Consider the following 21,618-nt stretch of genomic DNA (forward strand, 5'->3'; position numbering starts at 1 on the left):
TATGACTGGGATTGACCTTGATGTCGGGTTTGTCGGGTATATAGGGAGAATAAGTGTTAAAATATATTTCTATTATTTACCAATTATCCTTTCTCACTGTCATTTTTTCTTTTTCTCTCTTATAGGGACCCGACAACCCGACATTAAACACAAAATCCTTGTCATTACTGGGTTTAAGCCCCTTTTTAATGTCGGATTTAATGTCGGAGAGCACCCGACATCACCCGACAATAAGAAAAATAAGAAAGGATTTTCTGAAATGAATCCAATTACACGGATACAAAATGAGCAAGAATTAGAAGAAGTACTATCTAGGCTCCGAAAGGGAGCTGAATATATCGAGAGTCCAGAGTTTCAAAAGAAATCCGAAGACTATAAGCGAGCAGCAAATGCATATTACGATCAACTTGCCGAGCAGGTACATCGATATAAAGGATGGATATAGACATGGGGAGATCACAGAGAGACAAAGGATTACGTGCGGAACGAGAGTTTGCCAAACTCATTGGTGGAGAACGCGTCCCACTATCGGGGGCAGCAGGTGGAAGTTATACAGGTGACGTGATCGGATTAAATTGTCGGTGGGAATGCAAGGTTCGTGGAAATGGATTTAAGCAGATCTATGGTTGGCTAGAGGGGAATGATGCCCTTGCCATCAAGGCAGATCGCAAGGAATGGCTAGTGGTTATGCCCATTAGTCAATTCAAAGACATGCTCAATTCGGAGTCCTAGGACAGGGAGGCTGTGGAGATGAACAACAAGAGAGAAATTGATTCCGTACAAATATGTGCAACATGTCCCGGAACCCTATGGGGTGCAAAGAGTATCTGCCGAGTATTCCAGAGGCACATCTCCGAAATCGATCACTGTGAGGAATGGGACAAGCCTTATTTAGAGACAGATCCTATTGATTTAGAACCAGCCTTGGAGATCCTCCAACGTGTGGATGAGGATTTACGAGATTACCATTGGATGGTGAAAGAGGTAAAGAGATTGGAGTCTCGTTTGCAGGTAGCAGGGAATGCCCCCACCAGCATGTATGGAGTGGATAGCACTCTACCAAAGCCAACAGGTAGATATAACGATGTAGTAGGGAAAGAAGTCTTGCATCGAATGAGAAAGATCGAGAGACTATCCAAATTGAAAGAAAAAGTACAGAAAATCGAGCAGGCAGCCGGGACGATTCAGGATGAGAAAGAACGAACCGTATTAGAATGTATTCTGGATGGTGATCGCATGGGAATTATCGCCCATCATGTGGGACTCTCTAGGCAGAGGCTAAATGAGGTCAAGCGAGAGATCCTGAAAAAGATGGCATGGGAACTCTATCAGAAAGAATTAAGGGGAGCATAGAATTAAAAATTTGTCAAGTTGACAGATCTGACAAAACTGACAAAACGGACAGATCTGACAAAATGGACAAAAGTGGTGGTGATCTCTTTGTTTCTGTTACAATGGGGTTGCAAGATCCGGAATGAGGGTGGGCCAAGTGGCTCGCCTTTTTTTATTGGCACTATTTGTAAAGGTGATGAACATGGAGATAAAAAAGATTTCGATAAATGAGATTAACCCTGCTACATACAATCCAAGGAAAGACTTACGTCCCGGAGATCCAGAGTACGAAAAGCTCAAGCGATCGATTGAGGAGTTTGGATTTGTTGAGCCGTTAGTGTGGAATCAGCGAACTGGACGACTCGTCGGAGGACATCAACGCTTCAAGATTCTTCTAGAGCAAGGAATGACAGAAGTAGAGTGCTCGATAGTGGATCTGGATGAATCAAAGGAAAAGGCACTTAATATTGCCCTTAATAAAATAGATGGTGACTGGGATACTCATAAACTAGCAGAGTTACTTGAAGATATTCAATTGATAGGACTTGATGTGGAATTAACTGGCTTTGACTCTACTGAAATAGATAAGATTATGAGCGATTTCCTCTATGAGATGGAACCCGAGGAGGATGACTTCGATCTAGAAGTAGAACTAGAAAAGATCGAGGAACCGATTACTCAAAAAGGGGATCTTTGGATTCTTGGGAAGCATCGTCTCCTTTGTGGAGATGCAACTTCTAGTGAGGATCTGAATCGACTCATGGATGGTCAATTAGCTAACATGGTGTTTGTAGATCCGCCTTATAATGTGGGATATATTGGAAAAACAAAAGATGCTCTTACCATTCAAAACGATAAGATGGGAAATCAGCAATTCTATCAGTTTCTATTTGATGCATTCTCGAATATGTATGCCGTCACTCACCCGGGTGGCGGTATTTATATTTGTCACGCAGATAGCGAAGGCATTAACTTTCGCACTGCCATGGTAAACGCAGGATGGGATCTCAAACAATGCATTGTCTGGGTGAAAAACACCATTGTGTTGGGACGGCAATATTATCAATGGAAACATGAACCGATTCTCTATGGCTGGAAACCGGGGAAAGCCCACCAATGGATGGGGGATCGCAAACAATCCACCGTCTGGGAGTTTGACAAGCCATCTCGAAGCAAAGACCATCCAACTATGAAACCTGTGGGGATACCGATGCAAGCGATTAAGAATTCGTCTCCAGTGGATGGAATTATTTTAGATTCTTTCTTAGGGTCTGGTTCGACTTTGATTGCAGCAGAGCAGACAAATCGGATTTGCTACGGACTAGAGCTAGATCCGAGATATTGCGATGTGATTGTAAAGAGATGGGAAAAACACACAGGGAACAATGCGGAGAGAATACCGAAGATAGAAAACTAGGATCAGTGGAATAGAAGGTGGTGAGGAGGAATGGCAGGTGGTAGACCAGAGAAGCTAACTCCAGAGATACAGCAGAAGATTGTTGATGCATTACGTATGGGTAACTATATCGAAACCGCCTCAGCCTTTGCGGGAATCCATAAGTCGACCTTGTACGATTGGCTCAAGAAAGGGGCCAGATCCACGGATGAAAATGACAAATATAGGCAGTTTTCCGACGCAATTGAAAAAGCAATGGCCGAAGCTGAAATGAGAGATGTAGCGGTCATCGCTCAAGCATCCAAGGATAACTGGCAGGCAGCTGCATGGAGGTTAGAGCGGAAGTATCCGAACCGATGGGGCCGGAAGACGCAGCACGAGATTAGCGGTATAGATGGCAAGCCGATAGAGATTGCACCTAAACAACTATTGGCAGATAAGTTGGAGCAGTTGGCCAAGAAACGAGAAGAAAAGCCTTAGCCTGTGGATGGCTAGGGCTAGGCCTGTGATGATTTATAGACCTTTGATAATTGCTTCTAGTATTCCAATGTGGTCACAAAGTTCATCCGTATCGATAGAAGCCACATAGTTTCCACGATTTAGAATGAACATGGTTGGAAGCCTTAGCGGATAGATGATGATGATATCTTTAAAGGTATACACATGGTGCTCTCCTTCTACGATAGCTTCGATGAATTCTTGATAGTTGTTGCATTCGCAAACCTTGGTTTCCATTTTTTGATTTCCCCTTACTTTTTAGTATAGTAGTTACCCCTAGCTGAGTAGGGATTGTTTGGCTTTGTACTATTTGATTTCTACATACCGCCTTATAGTGGCTAGGGCTTCGTTGTAGCTACCGCAAGCTTGTACCTCCCGCTATTATGGCGGAGGCTTGGTCGTCTAGTCCGGCCTTTTTTAGTGCGCGGTAGGCAATCCCCATTAGGTTAAAAATGTTGACGTCTTCCTCTAGTAGCTTTGCCATTGGCTTGCTTGTATTCATGTTTGTATCCTCCTAGTGGTTTGTTGTTCTTGCAACCACATGATAGCTCGATACATATCATAAATCAACTTAATTTATTGATTAAAATAAAAAACAATCTTAATCTATTTATATAGATTGACTTGACACAATGAAAAGGCCCCAACCGAATGGTGGGGTTATCTGGAAAATACTGATTTAATAAAATGCCAGTAGGTCTACCCCTCCTATTAGATCTACTATAGCTGGAATATATTTAAACTAATTAACGCATTAACGTATCAAAACAGTTCTTTTGTTACGTTACATTTAACGTTTATAAGTGGGATGGAGCTTCTAAAAATGAGTGTAATTACCTTGGGATAATAGAAATAAAAAAGCCACCCGCTTTGGATGGCTAGTCGTTGCCTATATTTCTTTTTCTAGTTCAAGGCGGAACTCGTTCAGTTCGTACCGTGTATCGCTATAGGTTTCCTTATACTCCTCGCCTAGTAGGTGGGGGCAGTGGCCTAGTAGGTGGTTTAAAAAAGTTACCTGCTCCTCGGTAAGTTTCCAAGTTACGTACTTTACTCCATTTTCGTTTCGCATGCTGTATTCCTCCTTTGTAGTTGTACCTTCTTGGTACAGTCACATCATAGCTCGACGTGTATAGTTAATCAACTCAATTTATTGATTTTATATAAAAATAATCTTTATATTATTACATAAGGTGGTGGAAATAAATGGGTCAATCGTTAGCTATATCAGTCAGTTCCCTAACGGAAGACGAGAGACATGAGCTACTTTCCTCGCTATCAGCCGAAGAAGCCCAAGCTCTCCTTTACGATTGGCGATTCTGGGCTCGTCCAAATCAACTACCACCAGAAGGTAGCTGGAGGACATGGCTATTACTTGCAGGCAGGGGATTTGGAAAGACACGAACGGGGGCAGAGTGGGTACGGTTCTTGGTAGAAACAGGACAGGCGAAACGTGTGGCTCTCGTTGCTCCCACGGCGGCCGATGCCCGGGATGTCATTGTAGAGGGAGAGTCGGGGATATTGGCTATATCCTCCCCTTGGTTCCAGCCCATCTATGAGCCTTCGAAACGACGTATTACATGGCCGAACGGAGCTATTGCCACCTTATACTCAGCGGATGAGCCTGAAAGACTTCGTGGTCCACAGCACGATGCCGCTTGGTGCGACGAACTCGCTGCATGGAGATACCCAGATAGTTGGGATATGTTGTTGTTTGGATTGCGATTGGGAGCCGATCCAAGAGTGGTGGTAACGACCACTCCCAAGCCTACCCCTATTATTAAATCGCTTGTAAAAGTTGAAACTACAGCAATAACCAAGGGTTCCACCTTTGATAATGCCGAAAACTTGGCCCCTGCCTTCTTGAAGCAAATTCTATCTAAGTACGAAGGAACCCGGTTAGGGAAACAAGAGTTATATGCGGAAATCCTCGACGACAATCCCGGAGCCCTCTGGAATCAACGGATGTTGGACAAGCTCCGAGTCAAAGAACACCCCGATCTCATCCGGGTAGTGGTAGCTATCGACCCGGCCGTGACCAGTCATGAGGAATCGGATGAAACGGGAATGATTGTGGCAGGAGTAGGAGTAGACGGACATGGATATGTACTAGAAGATCTTTCTTGCCGGAGTACACCAGACGGATGGGCTCGAATAGCAGTGGAAGCGTATCATCGTCACCGGGCAGATCGGGTAGTGGCGGAAACCAATAATGGTGGAGATATGGTAGAGCATACCATTCGAACGGTGGATGAATCGGCGTCCTACAAAAAGCTCCATGCCTCCCGGGGGAAATTAACCCGAGCTGAGCCTATCGCCGCCTTGTATGAACAAGGGCGTGTCCACCATGTTGGAGATTTAGGCGACTTGGAGGATCAATTGTGTTCGTGGACTCCGGGTGAAAAGTCTCCGGATAGAATGGACGCTTTGGTGTGGTCGCTAACGGAGTTAATGCTGGATGATAAACCAGAACCAAGGATTAGAGTTTTGTAAGGGAGGTGGATTCGATTCTTCGAGAAAAAATTGCAAGGTGGTTATTAAAATCAGCATCAGGTGGAGCTCCTATCTTCATTGGTAATCAACATGGAGTTCCGCAGTTTAATTCTTGGGATGCGGAAAAGGCAATAAGAGAAGGCTACCAATCTAGCACATGGGTGTATGCCTGTGTTAAGAAATTGGCAGATCAGGTAGCTTCTGTTCCACTGGTTGTATGGAAGAAGTCTGGAGTAAAGAAGTCAGAGTGGATACGAGCGCCTGAGCATCCATTAGAACAGCTATTACAAATGCCGAATTCACGGATGACAGGAATTCAAATGAATAAAGCGATGACCACCTATCTCCACCTCGCAGGAAATCACTACTGGTACATCATTGAGATAGGAGGTGTTCCCAGAGAACTATGGCCACTCAGACCAGATAGGGTTCGCCCCATTCCATCGAATACCGATTTCATTGGAGGATATCAGTACAACCTTGATGGAGTCAGTCTGTGTTTTGATGTGAATGAGATTTCCCACTTCCGCTTCCTAGATCCCTGCAATGATTTTTTAGGTATGAGTTCCTTGCAGGCTGTGGCTAGGATTGTGGATACAGATCATGAAGCTGTAGATTGGAATAAGAATAGTATGGAAAATCGGGCGGTTCCACCGGGAGCCTTGGTTGCGGATGGAAACTTAACAGAGGACCAATTCACTCGCCTCAAAGGGGAAGTCGAACAGAAAATAAGTGGTGTAAGGAATGCTAGAAAGCCTCTCCTATTAGAAGCAGGATTAAAATGGCAGTCTTTTGCTATTTCTCCAACCGATATGGATTTCATCGAGGGTAGGAGGATAAATAGGGAAGAGATTTGTGCGGCATTCGGAGTTCCCCCAGTATTGGTTGGTATTCAAGATCAATCTACCTACAACAACTACGAAACAGCGAAGAGGGCCCTTTGGGAAGATACGATTATCCCATATTTAGAGGACATTGTGGCCCAAATCAATCAAGATCTCACACCCCGCTTTGGGGATAACCTGTGGGTGGAGCCAGATCTTACAGAAATTCCAGCTTTGCAGGAGAAGTTTGATGATAAAGTAACCTCTGCCCAGAAGCTATGGTCCATGGGGATCCCATTCTCAAAATTGAACGAAAGACTGGAATTAGGAATGGATGATATTCCCGATGCAGATACACAGTGGGTTCCGAGCAGTATGGTTCCCGTTCAGAAAGAAGATCCATTGGAAGGGGAGCCGGAAACCCTGAAGCCAGAGCGAGAGGAGAATCATTCCAAAGGAATGCATTTTGTGAACGGATTCCAGTTGGAAACAGAAGAACAGAGAATTCTTTACTGGAAGGCAACTGATCAACAAAGAGAGAGATATGTGGCTCCTGTTATAAAACGATTGAGGAAACAATTTCGATCGGAAGAGCAAAAGGCAATCGAGTCACTTAAGCGAAATCATGGGGATATAGGTGAGATTAATTCAGTCATTCGTAGTCAGAAAAGCGAATGGGAAAAACTCCTCAAAAGCATCTATCTAGCTGTTATGAAAGATTTTGGAACCTCTACTTGGGAGGGACTGAAATCTTCTTTCTTTTCCTATGAGACCAAGGAAGAGAACTTTGATGTGTGGAGTACTGAGATTCAAGAATGGATCTCCACTGTAGTAGGAAAAAAGATTACGCAAATCACTGACACTACATTGGAACTGGTGCGAAAGGAGCTAGGAGAAGGTGTGCAAGAAGGAGAGGGGATTCCACAACTAGCTAATCGATTAAGACAGGTATACGAAGGTTTTTCCACACACCGATCTGTTACTATCGCGAGAACCGAAGTGATTTCATCCAGTAATGCGGCGAGTCGCTTTGCCGCCAAACAGTCTGGATTGGAATTAGAAAAGGAGTGGATCTCCACACGCGATTCACGCACCCGACCTTCCCACCAACATCTAGATCGAGAACGAAGAGCGATGGATGAATCCTATTCGAATGGTCTCCTGTTTCCCGGGGATCCATCGGGAAAAGCGAATGAGACGATCAAATGTCGTTGTACCGAGGGTTATATTCTAAAGGAACGAAAGGAGGAATCCCATCATGCAATATAAATCTTTTCCAGTAGAGTACAAAGTAAATGAAGACAAACGAGAGATTGAAGCCTATGTTTCGATTTTTGATTACGTGGACGCAGGGAAAGATCGAGTCAAAAAAGGAGCATTCTTGAAAACACTTCAAGAAGAGCGAACCCAATCGAGAGTGAAAGCTCTCTACCAGCATGATCCCAAGAGCCCAGTGGGGAGACCACGAGTTATGGAGGAAGATTCGATTGGGCTATTCACTGTGACTCCCATCTCCAGGACGACACTCGGAAACGATCTTCTCATTTTAGCAAAAGACGGAGTCATCACCGAGACGAGCATTGGATATGCCACTGTCAAGGAAGAGTATAACCAAGATGAGGGAATTCGGGATCTAGTGGAGTTAAAGTTGTGGGAGTATAGCTATGTTACGTGGGGGATGAACGATCTCGCTCTTGTAACAGGAGTAAAGTCGTTAGATCAATTGTGGAACTATCTCGATGTGATACATGAATACCAAAAAGAAGTGAAAGCAGGGCGGGTGTTATCTGAGAAGAATCGATCACTCATCCAACAAGCCTATGACGCACTAGGCGACCTCCTTCTTCAAGTAGACGATTCATCCAAGGCTACAGATGACCAGAAGGATATGGGGGATTCTTACATGGCAGAAGTAAAACGATTGGCTGAAGAGATCCAGCTGGAAGTGGATCTAACCAACATATTAAAAGAGGTGTCACGCTAATGGCAGATATGCTAAAAGAACTGTTAGAAGGAATTAAACAAAACACAGCAGGGCTTCGCTCCGAACTGGATGAGCTGAAAGGAAAACATCCATTGGAAGATCCACTGGTGAAAGAGAAACTGGAGCGATATGATCAAGAGTTTGTCGAACTGAAAAAGTCATACGAGGAAGAGAAAAAGGCTCGTGAGCAGGTGGAACTCAAACTGCAACGGGCTAAATTTTTGCCCGGAGATCCTCAGAATATAATCAATGAGGAACAGAACTTGCAGAAGAAAGCCTTTGAAAAGTTCATTCGTTACGGTGTTGGGGAATCTTCCAAGGCTTCTTGGGCTCCAGAAGAATGGAAAGCATTGTCTTCTCTTTCTGACCAAGACGGTGGTTTCTTGATTCTTCCTGATTTCGAGAATGAAATCTTGAAAATCGCGCAAGATTCGGCAGAAGTTCGTCCTGTTGCTAATGTGGGAACGACCAACCGAGATCGCGTTCAAGTCGGGAAGATTACACAGAGGGCTGTGATTGGTTGGGGAAATGAAAATGTAGCCGTTGATCCTCAAGACTTAAAATTTGGGCTAGAAGACATGCCAATCAATGAGATTACTGCTCTTGTATTGATCCCGAACTCTACCTTGGAGGATGCTGGAGCCAATATTTTTAGTGAGTTGTCCATGATTTTTGGTGAGGATATCGCAGCTGAGGAAGACGATCAGTTTATGATTGGCCATGGGGTTGGGCGACCAGAGGGCATTTTGTCCAATACGGAAGTACAGTCGAGATATGTAGCATCAGGAGTGGCTGGAGCTTTAACTGATGCCTCTCACAATGGTGTGGATGCCTTGATCCAAGCACAATACAAGCTCAAAAAAATCTATCGAAGAAGTGGAACATGGGCATTCAATAGTTCAACAGAGAGTGTCATTCGCCAAATCAAAAATGGAAATGGAGACTATGTATGGCAACCCCCAGTGCAAGCAGGGGCTCCAGCAACTTTATTAGGGAATTCGATTATTAATCCAGAGGGAACCCCTGACATCGCAGCAAACTCTTATCCAATTTTGTTCGGGGATTTCCGTCGTGGATACCGAATCAGAGATCGGAAAGGGATGACCATTCAGAGATTGGTAGAGCGTTATGCGGAGTATCGTCAAACTGGATTTCTCATTACGAAACGTGTGGGCGGACAAGTTGTGTTACCTGAATCATTCGTTCCGATTAAAATTGCTACTAACTAATTGTGGTTAGTGGCTTATTCTTTCTTCTAGGAGAGTGGCAATATGCATGATGTAAAAAGTAATCTGAAACTAATCGAACATATACCAGCTGGATCTCAATCGGCCGGAACCGTAAACGGTGAACCCCTAGATCTTCAAGGTTTTACGAATGCTTCCTTCTTTATTTCTTGTGGGACGGTTGGAGCCAATGGAACGGTTCAAGCCAAAATCCAACATAGTGACAACGGATCAAAGTGGACAGATTCCAAGTTAGTCGATACAGGAGATACAGTTTCGATTCCGAATCAGTCAGCAGCTTTTGCAGAGCGACTTCATGTAACGAAGCCGACCCATCGTTATTATAGAGTGGTCCTTACCATCGGAACAGCCACATCCGTTGTAGGAGTAATGGCGGTTGTAGGAGGTGCTCGTCATAAACCAATCTCCTATTAAAGAGCGATCCAGCATGAGAATTCGGATGATCCGCACTATGCCGGGAAGCCCGGATGGAATGAAGATTTACATCTATGAGGCAGATCAAGTATACGATCTGCCTTCTTCTTTAGCACGCACCTTCTTAGAAGAAGGATGGGCAAGAGAAGATAAAGCAATCGATAAAATTCCAGAGGTGAAAGCAAGTGGGAAGAAACCAACTCGTAAACGAAGTCGTAACGTTGGAGGAGGCGAAGCACCACCTCCGAGTGGAGATCAATGAGGATGATGCGTACATCGAGTCTCTTATTCAAGTAGCGAGCCAGCAAGCGGAATCATATACTCGTCGTCCCTTTTCTTACTATGGAAAGAATATTCCCCTTCCGATCAAACATGCGATTCTTCTCATCACGGGACATCTGTACGAAAATCGCGAGAGTCAAGAGATTCCTGCACAGGCAGAGTACCTCCTTCAACCTTATAAGTTGTGGAATCTATGAAATCCGGACGACTTCGCCATCGGGTGACGATCCAGCGATTGATACAGGGACAAGAGGATGGACTGGGTGGAACGACTCAAAGGTGGGAAGGTATTACCTCTGTGTGGGCTAGAGTTACTCCCTTAAATGGAAACGAAATGGCCATTGCACAGCAAATTCAACCTAGCACAACGCACCGTGTGGAGATGCGATATCGCAAGGGTGTTACATCCCATATGCGACTCCTCTTTCAAGGAAGAAGGTTGGAGATCTTATCGGTACAAAACATTGAGGAATTGCAAAAAGAAATCCACTTGCTTTGTAAGGAGGTAGGAATGGATGAGCTATCACAGTAATCTATCCAAGATCGTGCAACAGATGAAACAGAATGAAAAAAATGCACTCGAAGCAGTTGGACTTTTTGTTACGAGCGAGACCAAGATCCGAGCTCCGGTCGACACAGGGAGACTCCGCAGTAGTTATCGTCATCGGGTCAATTCGGGTAAAAAGAATGTCACGATTGGAACGGATGTGCAATATGCGATCTTTGTGGAGAAAGGGACAAGGCATACACGATCTCAGCCCCATCTAACTCCAGCTATCGAGGAAAATCAGGCTCAGATTCAAAAGATCATCGCCACACAGTTAGGTCGTGGATGGACATGATTGAGCTACAACGATTCCTTGTGTCACAGCTGAAACGAATTCATCCCCGTGTTTATCTAGAATGGGCGGTGCAGGGGGCATCTTTTCCTTATTTGGTCTATCAGTTGCCTACTAGTAGCGAGATGAATCGACGTGAGGATTTTGTTTTGGAAGTGGATGTGTGGGATCAACCATCAGATGGATCGACCCTTTATCTTCAAACACTAACAGATCGAGTGGATCAACAATTAAATCGATTGACTTACACAGATGCAAGCGGGTGGAATGCCCGTTTTTTCCGTGTTTCTCGGTTGATGATCCCCGATCCAGACCCATTGATTCGCAGACGTCAATTGCGCTATGACATACGAACGTACAGGAGGGATACCTAAATGGCTCATCAAACTCATGGGATTACAACCGAAACCGTGCATAACATGATCCTAGATGCAGGTGCGATTTACTTGAATTATGCAGAACCAGATGAAAAGCTCCTCGGAGCTACATCCGGTGGAAATAGTTTTACTGTGGAAAGAGAAGTAAAAGTGATCGAGATAGACGGAGCAAAGGGAAAGGTTAAAGGTGCTCGCCGAATTACCGAAGAAAATGCTTCTTTGACCATCAATTTGCTGGAAATGTCTCCAGAGAATTTCAAACTCATGCTGACGGCTGCTGATATTGAAGATGTTCTAGACAAAGATGGCACGACTAAGATAGCAAAAAAGATTAAGCCTCGCGGTCAAATCTTGGACTCGGATTACATGAAAAACGTGGCTCTTGTCTCCACCGTCTCTGGATCGAATCGCCCGTGCGTCATCGTTTTATATAACGTTTTGGCCGATGATGAGTTAGAAATCGAACTGGAGGACAAGGAGGAAGGCAAGCCAGAGGTCGTCTTATCTGCCCACTATGATCCAGCCCATATAACTGAGCCGCCTTATGAGATCCACTACCCGGAGGTTTCCTAATGAGAAAACTACAAACACAAGACATTTTTAAACTAGCGAGTATTATTCGTAAGCTCGATATGAAGAAAGACATTCAAGCTCTTCTGGTATCAAATGGAGATCTGGAAGATCCCAATGAATCGAAGAAAGTGGGATTTGAGATTCTTCTTATGATCTTTGAATATATGGATCAAGCAGAACCAGAAATCCTTTCTTTCTTTGCCAGCATTGCCGAGATGGAACCAGAGGAATTCCGTACCTTAGGCATTGATCAGTTAGGACAATTCATCCAAGACCTACGGGAGCAGAGTGGGATCACCGATTTTTTTCAATTAGCTTTCAAGACAGCGAAGCCGACATAACCGACTTACTTTACAAACGATATGGAAGTGGAATCGACCGCTTGATGCAGATGAATGCAGAAGAGGGTCTTTTTTTGATTCGAAAAGCTGTGGAGAAAGAACAAGAAGAGCGAGCTTGGCAGTTTTGGATCAGTATTTATCCACACGCGGATCAGGATCGCTTTCCTTCGTTTGAACAGTTTCTATCCAAGATACAAAGGGGAGACTCACAGAAGAGACATTCTCCTATGACAGCAGAGATAGCCATTGCCAAGGCGGAAGCAATTAAACGGGTCCACCAACGAAAGGAGGAATAACCCATGGAGATTTTTCGGATGTTCGGAGAGGTTGCCCTTCGAGGTGGACAAGCAATGATTACAGGTCTAAAACGGGTCGAGCAAACGGCAAGGGACGTATCACAAACGTTGGAACAAGTAGGAAATCGGGCTGGTGAGATTGGTTCAAGCATAGGTGAAGGACTTAGTCTCCCATTAGCGGTTGTGGGAGGAGCCAGTTTGAAAATGGCAGCAGATGTCGGATCTGGACAAGCGAAGATACAGGCTTCATTAGGTACGACAGCAAGTAAAGCAAAGGAATTACAATCGGTTGCGACAGAAGTATGGAAAAAAGGCTGGGGCGAAAATCTTGCGGAAGTAAGCGATGCAGTTGCCAAGGTGACAAAAGGATTAGGGAATTTAAGTCAGAGCGATCTTTCGAGTGTGACTCAGTCTGCGCTCATGCTAAGTAAGGTATTTGATGCGGATGTAAAAGAAAGCACCCGATCGGCTAGTGTGATGATGAAAAACTTTGGTACCAGTGCAAGTGACACCATGGATCTCATGACATATGGGTTCCAACAGGGCGGAGACTTTGCAGATGATCTATTGGATACGCTAACCGAATATTCCCCGCAGTTTGCTTCGATGGGTTTACGAGCCGATCAGTTTATGGGGATTTTAATAGAGGGTTCTAAAGCAGGAGCGTTCAATATGGACAAGATCGGGGATTCGATGAAAGAGTTCATAATTGAAGCGGAGAAAGGCGGTAAAAATGTAAGCGACGGATTTAAAGCACTTGGTTTCAATGCTTCCAAGATGAATCAAGCGATTGCCAGTGGAGGTCCAGAAGCGCAAAAGGCCTTTGTTGCTACACTAGCTGCCCTTTCCAATGTAAAGGATAAAGTGAAACAGAATACGATTGGTGCTCAAGTTTTTGGTCTTCAATGGGAAGATGTGAAATCGAAGGTCATTGGTGCGATGGAAGAGGGGGTGAAAGGAATTGACAACTTCAAGGGATCGGCCAATCAAGCAAAGGAAGCCATGTCCACAAGTCCGTATGAACGGTTTCAACAAGTCATACGGAAGATGGGTGATTCCCTTACCCCATTGGGAAATGTCCTAATTGATCTAGCAGATCGATATGGTCCTCCATTTGCTGATTTTTTATCGAGCATCGGTCTTTTATTTCAGTCTCTGCCAACTGGAGTCCAATCTACCATCGCTATTTTGGGGATTCTTCTGATTGCCTTAGCTCCCTTACTCATGACATTTGGCATGATGGCAACAGGTCTGTCATCACTCCTGACCTTGTTTGGTGGATTTGGAAAGATACTCGGTGGAAGTGGAGAACAGGTAGGACGCTTGGCTACAATCCTACGTTCCATAGGAGTAGCTTCACTCCATGCTTTGAAAATGGGACTTTCCAATCTCCTAATCGGTTTGAGGATGTTTGGACAGTCACTGCTGAGTCTGGGTCCGACTATCTTACAATTTGTTACGGGTCTCATTCCGAAGTTGGTAAGTGGCTTCATGAGATTCATGCAAGTTCTCAACCTTGTTCGAGTGTTTCTATTTACGAATCCACTTGGTTTGATCATTACAGCGGTTCTTGCAGTGATAGCAGTGGGAGTCCTTCTGTATCAAAACTGGGATCAGGTGAAAGGTTGGCTAATTAGCGCATGGACGACCATGAAAAATGGGGCTGTGTCCGTATTTAATAGTCTGATAGCCTTCTTCAAACAGTGGGGTTCCACCATTCTAGTGGTACTATCTGGACCGATTGGATGGATCGTCGCTCTGGTTGTGAAACATTGGGATAAGGTAAAATCGACCACGATTCAAGTCTGGTCAGCGATCAAAAATTCGATTTCAAGTGTGCTATCGGGCATTAAGTCAGCCATCAGTAATGGAATTCAAGGGGTTTACAATACGGTGAAGAGCTTTGCTAGTAGCTTCTTAAACGCAGGGGAAGCGTTGCTTGAATCATTAGCCAAAGGGATTAAAAGTGGGTTGTCCAACGCACTCCAAGCTGTCAAAAATGGGATGAAGAAGATTCGAGAATACTTGCCATTTTCTCCCGCAAAGGTGGGGCCTTTATCTGATTTGGATGAGTCCGGTGAGAGTTTTTTTCCTACCTTTGCTTCACGGATGCGTAATGGATTAAAGCCTGCTCTGTCGACGATTTCAGATGGTTTGAATCAGACTCAAGGATTGCTAGATACGAAGCAGAATTCTATGTTCAACAACACTTCGGGATTAAGAGAGCAAGGAACTTCCATTCAAAACCATATCAATATCCAGTTAAATGGGAATGTCAGGAGCGAGCAAGATATAGTCCAACTGGCTAAACAGATCTCAGAAATCTTATACCGACAGCAACAACGACAAGCTCGAGTGTAGGGAGGTGAACGAGGTGGTTTCGTTTCAATTCAATGGAGTATCATCGGTGGAATTTCCATGGCTCATTGTAAATCGAGTGGAGAGTTCCATGCTTCCCAATATCGAAAATAAATTGATAGAGGTTCCTGATAGAGTAGGAGCTTGTTTCTATGGCCAGAAGGTATCTAGTCGAATTGAACAAGTGAAAGTCACAATCCTAGCTGACAGCTTAGAAGAGTTGTCGGATCGAAAAAGAGAGATTGCAGGTTGGTTGTTCACGTTAGAGCCTAAGCCATTCCGCTATTCCTATGAGGATAAGGAGTACCAAGCCATCATAGATGGATCGACCGATCTAGAGAAAACAGTAGCGGATGGAGAGGTGACCCTCTCATTTCTGATTCCCGATCCCCATGCATGCGGGATCGAAGTCAAATCTCAAATAATCATAGGAGCTCCAAGAGTGACAGAAGATACTCATACTCAAGGATCGTGGTCAGAAGGTAGCTTAGTTGGAGTCGAAGCAACACCCAATGGATTACAGCTTCAAAAGATAGGAATGGATCAGGAAAAATCGATTTCTCAATTTGATATAGGTGAACATCATCAAACACGGGGAACTTCTAGCAAACTCACGTTAGATGGAGTCAGTGTTCCTACTATGAAATCCTATCAGGATGACTTTCTTACAGGTGGTGAGAATCGTAATGTTCAAGTGGTGGATGGAGGATTGATAGTGAGTCAACTTCCCAAATGGGACGAAATGGATAACATGGAGAACTGGGCAACGTCCGGCTGGGAACCAAAGCTGACAGCAAATGCAGTTTCCCAGACACAAGATGGAGCCAGAATCCATTGTTCCGGAGTGAGTGCTGCCTTGGCAAAGGAGTATGTAGGACTTACTTTTCCTCAATCCGTTGAGTTTGTATATAGATTGAAACCCTCGATCCCTTCAACTACTGGATATCTGAATAAGGCTAGCTTTCAAATGATCGAGACTCGCGACGGCAAAAACTATCGATTCTCCATTACCTTAGACGAGACATCTGAATGGAAATGGATTCGAGTCGTCTTAACGAGTCCGATCGCAGGTGATGTATATGTGGATGGCGTCCATGATCGAACCATCACTTCTCCATCGACCACAGCCCTCACACCAAGGATGCAATTTATAGTCGATCATGCCTTGAAAAATCAAGCAGATATCGAGATCATTCAATTCTATCGAAAATCAGGCGTTATGCATGAAAAGATAGAGAGGTTTGATTTTCCATATCTAGGTGAGAGAATTTCCCCACCCATTGATTTAGCTCATTTGGGAGTCTACCAATCGGGTGAGATTCAACTATCTGCTCTAACCCCTACTGGGTTTAATGGTTTTGATTCGAATGTTCGTTTGCAGGTCAGCTTGTTTCGAAATGGCCAATGGTCTATGTATCAGGATTGGAAAGTGGGTGAAGGATTACCTGGACTTTCAATTGATACTTCGTTAGATGGGACTCAAATAAAGATAAAAGAAATCCTTACTGTGTATGACATTGAACGCATTCCAAAAATCACATCAGTGGGATGTACCATACAGGGGCATCGTTTTACCTATCACACAGATGGAAGATATATCACACTAGCGAATGATGATATACAGCCTGTTGGAAAAGCCAAACAAGCCACTTTATCTTGGAAGGAAACTAAACCTACTGGAACGGAAATCAAATGTTATGTGTCCTTAGAGATTGATGGTGTTTTAGGCGAATTTCATGAGATAACAAATGAAGCGAACATTCCACAGATTGCTCCAACGATGGATCTCACGAAAGCCAAACTCGTCGTTCGATTTGATCTACACACAACCGATCCGAATGTTACACCCGAGATAAACAGCTACAGTTATCGTTTCATGACAGCCTATCAGACACAAGGAGAAAGAATTAGTAAAGGCGTTTCTCTCTCTTCTCTCAAATCAATTGGAGAATCATTTATCACATGGGATATCACACCAAACATTTCTCCTGATGTGGGAATCTATGTGCAATTGGTAGAGCCAAGTCAAGATCCTACACCGAGTGGCTGGAACTTGATCAGGGATAACTCATCCACTGTTCCAGATTTGGATCTCACGAAAAACTTATACACCAAACAGGTCATTACGAGTGATGGTATGAATACACCAATCCTGCATCAGCTTTTGTGGGAGGTCAAAGAGAAAGAAGCGAATATTGTTTTTTATGAGGGAACTGTCAGATCCTATCCGAAGATAAGAATTACGTTCAACAAGGCAGTTCGTGAACGTTTTCAGCTTGTTCATCAAGAGATAGGCAGTCAACTTATTTTGAACCGATCCTTTCAAGCAGGGGATATAGTGGAAATTCAAAACCAAATAGGAAAGGTTACCACAAACGGTACTTTAGATATGGCTTCCTTGTCCATACAAAGTACCTTTTTCTATTTACTTCCGGGAAGTAACACATTTGTTGTACAACCTGAAGATGTTTGTAGCGTTTATTTAGAGTGGAAGGAGCGATTTTTATAGCAGGGCCAACACTATATGTTTTTAGAAGAGAAAAATTGAACCAAGTGATGTCGAACGATCTGCCAGAAGGGTTACCTTTACACTCTTGCGTCCTGAAAGAACAAATCAATGGTGAGGTATCTCTCACCTTTTCTATCCCTTCTGATCATATAGACTCCAAGAACGTTCAGATAGGAGACCACATTGTCCTGAAAGATCTAGATGCGATCTTTCGGGCTTTTTTTATTGTGGATGAACAGGAAACACACAGTGACACGTTTACTCGTCAGTTTTATGCCGAGGATCTTGGCGTCAATGAACTGAATGATGAGATTGTAACTGATATTCGCCCTCAAAATACAAATGCTGAGACCGCTCTTTCTCGTATCTTGAAACATACCATTTGGAAAGTGGGACAAGTAGATAACCTAGGAATCAATAGTATGAATGTATATTACGAATCGGTCATGTCTGGAGTTAAGAAAATGCTCCAGACATGGGGAGGTGAGTTGAGATTTCGTGTCACCATGAACAGTCAGAACCAGATTACCGGACGATATGTGGATCTGTTATCGCAACTAGGCCGACGAACGGGAAAGCGATTCGAATATGGAAAAGACCTCACGAATGTGGAACGTGTGGTTGATATCAAAATGATCAAAACGGCCTTGTTTGGTAGGGGGAAGGGAGTAGAGGATGAGAACGGTACAGGATTTGGTCGTCGACTTAACTTTGCGGACGTGGAATGGTCGCAAGAAAGAGGCGACCCTTGCGACAAGCCCTTACATCAGGAGTGGATTGGAGATCCAGAGTCATTGGGTATTTGGGGACATGTGAGTCCAGATGGTTCGAAGCGTCATCGATTTGATGTCTTTACAAGCGAGGAAGAAACGGATGCAGAGAAACTCTTGCAGAAGACATGGGAAAGACTGCACGAGATCAAACAGCCCATGATTACGTATAAAATGGATGTCATTGATTTAGAACAAGTGTCCGCTCAAGAATACAAACATGAAGCGATTCGCTTAGGAGATTCTGTCTTTGTAATTGATCGGAAATTCTCTGTTGATGTCCAGTTGGAGGCTCGGATAATTGAGCTGGAGAGGGATTTGATCTCCCCAGAAAATACAAAAGTGACCCTAGGCAATGTACTTGGGGATATAGGTTCATATGTAAAAGAGCTTCAAGATGAGTTGAAAAAGAAAGTATCCATAGGAGATCCGATCGGTTGGCTAGAGGGAGCTCGGGATATAGAGAATATTGAATTCGAGCGATCTGGAGCCTATGTGTATATGAACGATGTGGATGGGTTATTGACTACAAACCGACCTAAAGGAAACATTGATCATCCACCAGATGCAGCTGTACAAATCAAATCAGCGGGTGTGCGTATAGCCAATAGTTTAAAGCCCGATGGTAGCTTTGATTGGAAGACATTCATGACGGCGGGTGGAATGATTGCCGACAACATCACTAGCGGTAAGATCCGAACCAATGATGTGGAGATCGGGGACGACGATGGAAAGGTCTTAATTAGTAGAGGGAGCGTCATAATCAAAGGCGGAGAGCTTGAGGTCTACTCTACTCCTAACGCCACCGATACTGGAGTAATGATCAAAGGAAATAAAATTTCCACAAACTTCGTGAAGAATCCAGAGTTCTTATTTCAGCCTAATGGAGAAGTAGACTGGTATCTGCATTCAGGTGTGAAATATGACACTTCCAAAAAAGTGACTGTCGATTGCTCAGAGAACATGAACTTTGTAGGAGTAAGTCAGTATCTGGATATCTCCCATGAAAAAGCCACATTCCAAGCCTTGTTCAAGACGAATCAAATTGGAGGTTCTACTCCCAAACGGGCTCGGATTGTCTTGTACAACTTTGATGAAAATGGAAACCAATTGGAAAGCCGAACTCAGGTAGAAGAATTCTCTATTTATCAGGAGAATCTTCTTTTAACTATGTCAGTTGTTTTTCCAAAGGGTACGGTTAGATGCAAGTTGTGGGTACAGGTAGAGTTGAAAAAGAACGTGGAGAAAGGAATGGAGCTTCTCTGGGTGAAGGGAAATTATGATGACATTGTGACCCAACAACAAATGTCTATGTATCCACGAGATGTTTACAATGTAGACTCAGTCCCGGAAATACAGATATTTCGGGCGAGTGTGGATCATTCTGGACTGGCCGCTAATGTATACAGAAACTGCGGAAGAATCCAATTTGATAAGCCATTCTCTCCACCTGAAGAAACGGGTAGTGTTTCGGTTTTATTAACCCCTAGCGAATCGAAATCAGTGGATTATCACGCCTCAGCCTACAATATTGATCGAACTGGATTTAATTTATTTATTAGAACGTTCACGGCTATTCCGGCTGGAACACTAGAAGTCTCCGGGCTGGCTTACCGGGCGGGTTATATGGCCAATATTGGATTATCGATTTAAGGAGGTGAGGAGGGGTGTAAATATGGGAGAGAATCAGATTCAAGAACTAGTTTCAAAACTAGATCGACTGGATGAAAGGTTAGACCAGATGCAGACTGATATAGCAGTAATTCGAGAGAAACAATCCAATGAAGTCTATCGCCTTCAGATGGACATAGAGAGATTGGAAATAGATAGCAGGGATATACGACAAGAGTTGAAACAACTTCATGAAAAAATATCAAACCGAGATCGAATGCTGGTGGGAGCTTTACTGGCAGCAGGTCTCGGTCTTTTTGTGTGGATCATTCAACGAGGATAAGAGAGGGATATGTATATGAAAGATAAACAGAGGTGGAAAAATAAAGGTTTGTGGGTCAGTCTATTATCTGTGGTTCCGATTATTTTAGGAGCGGCAGGTGTGGATGTATTACCAGAACAATTGGCATCAGGAAAAGAAGCTGTAATGTCTATTCTTGGTTTTCTTGTTGTTCTTGGAGTTTTGAGTGATCCGACAACTACAAATCAAGGATTTCTAGATGATAAGGAGGATATTTAATATGGCATACTTGATAGCATTAGATGATGGTCATGGGCTTGGACCCAAACCAACATTAGGAAAAAGAACCCCCAACATTTCTGGTGTTGGGGTTATCTATGAAAATCAATTTAACCGAGCGGTCGTTAACTATTTAGATACAGAGTTAAAAAGGTGTGGATTTCGTACCATTCTTGTGGCACCAACGGATGTGGATACACCGTTATCTACTAGAATAGCAACAGCGAATAGGGCTAAAGCAGATGCTTATATCAGCTGTCACTATAATGCTGGAGGTGGCGCTGGAGTTGAAACTTTTTATCACACTGGATCGAGTAGAGGTAGACGTTTAGCAACTTGTATTCACAACCAAGTGACAAAGGGAACACCGCAAAAGAATCGGGGACTAAAGTCGGGTAACCATCTTTGGGTGATCCGAAAGACAAATATGCCAGCCACTCTCATCGAATTTGGTTTCATGGATGATCCGGGTTTAGTTGAGGCGAAGCGTATGATTGATCCAGCATTCCAAAAAGAGTGTGCAGTAGAGACGGCAAAAGGCATCTGTGAATACTTTGGAGTGTCGTACTCAACCAGTTCATCTAGTGCTTCCTCCACATCTATGCCATCATCTTATCCGGGATCTCTTATCCGAAAGGGATCACGAGGAGAATATGTAAAGATGATTCAGCGTGCACTGGGTGGACTTTCAGTTGATGGGATCTTTGGACCCAAAACTCAAAATGCTGTGAAGGTGTTTCAAAGGAAGAATGGGCTGTCTGTTGACGGTATTGTTGGACCACTGACATGGAATAAGTTGTTCCCCTAAACATATAACCCGCCGAGCTAATGCCTGATGAGTAAGAAATAAAGGACGATTAATCGACAAACAAAAGCAGGGACAATTCATCCCTGCTT

At 43.8% G+C, this 21,618-nt stretch carries 27 protein-coding genes; 24 read left to right on the forward strand and 3 right to left on the reverse strand.

Annotation, left to right across the window (positions count from 1 at the left end; translation table 11 throughout):
* Window positions 1-259 precede the first annotated feature (259 nt).
* The 5 genes from BLU58_RS16015 to BLU58_RS02965 all read left to right on the forward strand — a co-directional run bounded on the left by BLU58_RS16015 (window position 260) and on the right by BLU58_RS02965 (window position 3,208).
* Window positions 260-445: a hypothetical protein gene (locus BLU58_RS16015; protein WP_143123679.1), complete on the forward strand. Its 186-nt coding sequence runs from the start codon at window positions 260-262 to the stop codon at window positions 443-445.
* 2 nt (window positions 446-447) lie between these two features.
* Window positions 448-732, forward strand: a complete 285-nt coding sequence (locus BLU58_RS02950; protein ID WP_093290740.1) for a hypothetical protein — start codon at window positions 448-450, stop codon at window positions 730-732.
* Window positions 733-750: 18 nt separating this feature from the next.
* Window positions 751-1,353, forward strand: coding sequence for a hypothetical protein (locus tag BLU58_RS02955; RefSeq protein WP_093290741.1), 603 nt, complete (start codon window positions 751-753; stop codon window positions 1,351-1,353).
* Between the two features lie 136 nt (window positions 1,354-1,489).
* The gene (locus BLU58_RS02960; protein WP_255404570.1) at window positions 1,490-2,749 is read left to right on the forward strand and encodes a site-specific DNA-methyltransferase; all 1,260 of its coding nucleotides are present in this window, start codon (window positions 1,490-1,492) and stop codon (window positions 2,747-2,749) included.
* Between the two features lie 30 nt (window positions 2,750-2,779).
* Entirely contained in the window at window positions 2,780-3,208 is a 429-nt protein-coding gene (locus BLU58_RS02965; protein ID WP_093290742.1) for a helix-turn-helix domain-containing protein, read from the forward strand.
* A 33-nt stretch (window positions 3,209-3,241) separates the two neighbouring features.
* On the opposite strand, the gene BLU58_RS02970 is transcribed toward BLU58_RS02965, so the two are convergent.
* The 3 genes from BLU58_RS02970 to BLU58_RS02975 form a co-directional block, all read right to left on the reverse strand.
* Complete coding sequence (locus BLU58_RS02970) at window positions 3,242-3,463, reverse strand: hypothetical protein (RefSeq protein WP_093290743.1); 222 nt, start codon at window positions 3,461-3,463, stop codon at window positions 3,242-3,244.
* Window positions 3,464-3,581: 118 nt separating this feature from the next.
* Entirely contained in the window at window positions 3,582-3,728 is a 147-nt protein-coding gene (locus BLU58_RS16020; RefSeq protein ID WP_218122171.1) for a hypothetical protein, read from the reverse strand.
* 387 nt (window positions 3,729-4,115) lie between these two features.
* On the reverse strand, window positions 4,116-4,295 hold the full coding sequence (locus BLU58_RS02975) for a hypothetical protein (protein WP_093290744.1): 180 nt from the start codon (window positions 4,293-4,295) through the stop codon (window positions 4,116-4,118).
* Window positions 4,296-4,429: 134 nt separating this feature from the next.
* Here BLU58_RS02975 and BLU58_RS02980 point away from each other — a divergent pair, with 134 nt between their 5' ends.
* The 19 genes from BLU58_RS02980 (at window position 4,430) to BLU58_RS16745 (ending at window position 21,529) form a co-directional block, all read left to right on the forward strand.
* A complete protein-coding gene (locus BLU58_RS02980; RefSeq protein ID WP_093290745.1) occupies window positions 4,430-5,716 on the forward strand; it encodes a DNA-packaging protein in 1,287 nt (428 codons plus the stop codon).
* Between the two features lie 5 nt (window positions 5,717-5,721).
* Window positions 5,722-7,809 carry a phage portal protein gene (locus tag BLU58_RS02985; RefSeq protein WP_093290746.1) on the forward strand — a complete coding sequence of 696 codons (2,088 nt, stop codon included), beginning with the start codon at window positions 5,722-5,724 and terminating at the stop codon, window positions 7,807-7,809.
* A complete protein-coding gene (locus tag BLU58_RS02990; RefSeq protein ID WP_093290747.1) occupies window positions 7,799-8,524 on the forward strand; it encodes an HK97 family phage prohead protease in 726 nt (241 codons plus the stop codon). The genes BLU58_RS02985 and BLU58_RS02990 overlap by 11 nt, the downstream gene beginning before the upstream one ends.
* Window positions 8,524-9,753 (forward strand): phage major capsid protein, encoded by a 1,230-nt coding sequence (locus tag BLU58_RS02995; RefSeq protein WP_093290748.1) that lies wholly within the window; start codon window positions 8,524-8,526, stop codon window positions 9,751-9,753. The genes BLU58_RS02990 and BLU58_RS02995 overlap by 1 nt, the downstream gene beginning before the upstream one ends.
* A gap of 42 nt (window positions 9,754-9,795) precedes the next feature.
* Entirely contained in the window at window positions 9,796-10,185 is a 390-nt protein-coding gene (locus BLU58_RS03000) for a hypothetical protein (protein WP_093290749.1), read from the forward strand.
* Between the two features lie 13 nt (window positions 10,186-10,198).
* Window positions 10,199-10,447: a hypothetical protein gene (locus BLU58_RS16025; RefSeq protein WP_143123680.1), complete on the forward strand. Its 249-nt coding sequence runs from the start codon at window positions 10,199-10,201 to the stop codon at window positions 10,445-10,447.
* On the forward strand, window positions 10,371-10,664 hold the full coding sequence (locus BLU58_RS03005) for a head-tail connector protein (RefSeq protein ID WP_093290750.1): 294 nt from the start codon (window positions 10,371-10,373) through the stop codon (window positions 10,662-10,664). The genes BLU58_RS16025 and BLU58_RS03005 overlap by 77 nt, the downstream gene beginning before the upstream one ends.
* A complete protein-coding gene (locus BLU58_RS03010) occupies window positions 10,661-10,999 on the forward strand; it encodes a phage head closure protein (protein ID WP_093290751.1) in 339 nt (112 codons plus the stop codon). Before BLU58_RS03005 ends, BLU58_RS03010 begins: the two co-directional genes overlap by 4 nt.
* On the forward strand, window positions 10,983-11,309 hold the full coding sequence (locus tag BLU58_RS03015; protein WP_093290752.1) for an HK97-gp10 family putative phage morphogenesis protein: 327 nt from the start codon (window positions 10,983-10,985) through the stop codon (window positions 11,307-11,309). Before BLU58_RS03010 ends, BLU58_RS03015 begins: the two co-directional genes overlap by 17 nt.
* Complete coding sequence (locus BLU58_RS03020; protein ID WP_093290753.1) at window positions 11,306-11,680, forward strand: tail completion protein gp17; 375 nt, start codon at window positions 11,306-11,308, stop codon at window positions 11,678-11,680. Before BLU58_RS03015 ends, BLU58_RS03020 begins: the two co-directional genes overlap by 4 nt.
* Entirely contained in the window at window positions 11,681-12,256 is a 576-nt protein-coding gene (locus BLU58_RS03025) for a hypothetical protein (protein WP_093290754.1), read from the forward strand.
* Entirely contained in the window at window positions 12,256-12,597 is a 342-nt protein-coding gene (locus BLU58_RS03030) for a hypothetical protein (protein WP_093290755.1), read from the forward strand. The genes BLU58_RS03025 and BLU58_RS03030 overlap by 1 nt, the downstream gene beginning before the upstream one ends.
* 74 nt (window positions 12,598-12,671) lie before the next feature.
* Complete coding sequence (locus BLU58_RS03035) at window positions 12,672-12,893, forward strand: hypothetical protein (protein ID WP_176786465.1); 222 nt, start codon at window positions 12,672-12,674, stop codon at window positions 12,891-12,893.
* Window positions 12,894-12,896: 3 nt separating this feature from the next.
* Complete coding sequence (locus tag BLU58_RS03040) at window positions 12,897-15,254, forward strand: phage tail tape measure protein (RefSeq protein WP_093290757.1); 2,358 nt, start codon at window positions 12,897-12,899, stop codon at window positions 15,252-15,254.
* A gap of 13 nt (window positions 15,255-15,267) precedes the next feature.
* Window positions 15,268-17,760, forward strand: a complete 2,493-nt coding sequence (locus tag BLU58_RS03045; RefSeq protein WP_176786466.1) for a distal tail protein Dit — start codon at window positions 15,268-15,270, stop codon at window positions 17,758-17,760.
* A 44-nt stretch (window positions 17,761-17,804) separates the two neighbouring features.
* A complete protein-coding gene (locus tag BLU58_RS03050; protein ID WP_255404580.1) occupies window positions 17,805-20,183 on the forward strand; it encodes a phage tail protein in 2,379 nt (792 codons plus the stop codon).
* A 22-nt stretch (window positions 20,184-20,205) separates the two neighbouring features.
* On the forward strand, window positions 20,206-20,484 hold the full coding sequence (locus BLU58_RS03055; RefSeq protein ID WP_093290760.1) for a hypothetical protein: 279 nt from the start codon (window positions 20,206-20,208) through the stop codon (window positions 20,482-20,484).
* Between the two features lie 15 nt (window positions 20,485-20,499).
* Entirely contained in the window at window positions 20,500-20,721 is a 222-nt protein-coding gene (locus tag BLU58_RS03060) for a phage holin (protein ID WP_093290761.1), read from the forward strand.
* 1 nt (window position 20,722) lies between these two features.
* A complete protein-coding gene (locus tag BLU58_RS16745) occupies window positions 20,723-21,529 on the forward strand; it encodes an N-acetylmuramoyl-L-alanine amidase (RefSeq protein ID WP_176786467.1) in 807 nt (268 codons plus the stop codon).
* Window positions 21,530-21,618 lie beyond the last annotated feature (89 nt).

This window comes from Thermoactinomyces sp. DSM 45892, from assembly GCF_900107305.1.
GTDB lineage: Bacteria > Bacillota > Bacilli > Thermoactinomycetales > Thermoactinomycetaceae > Baia.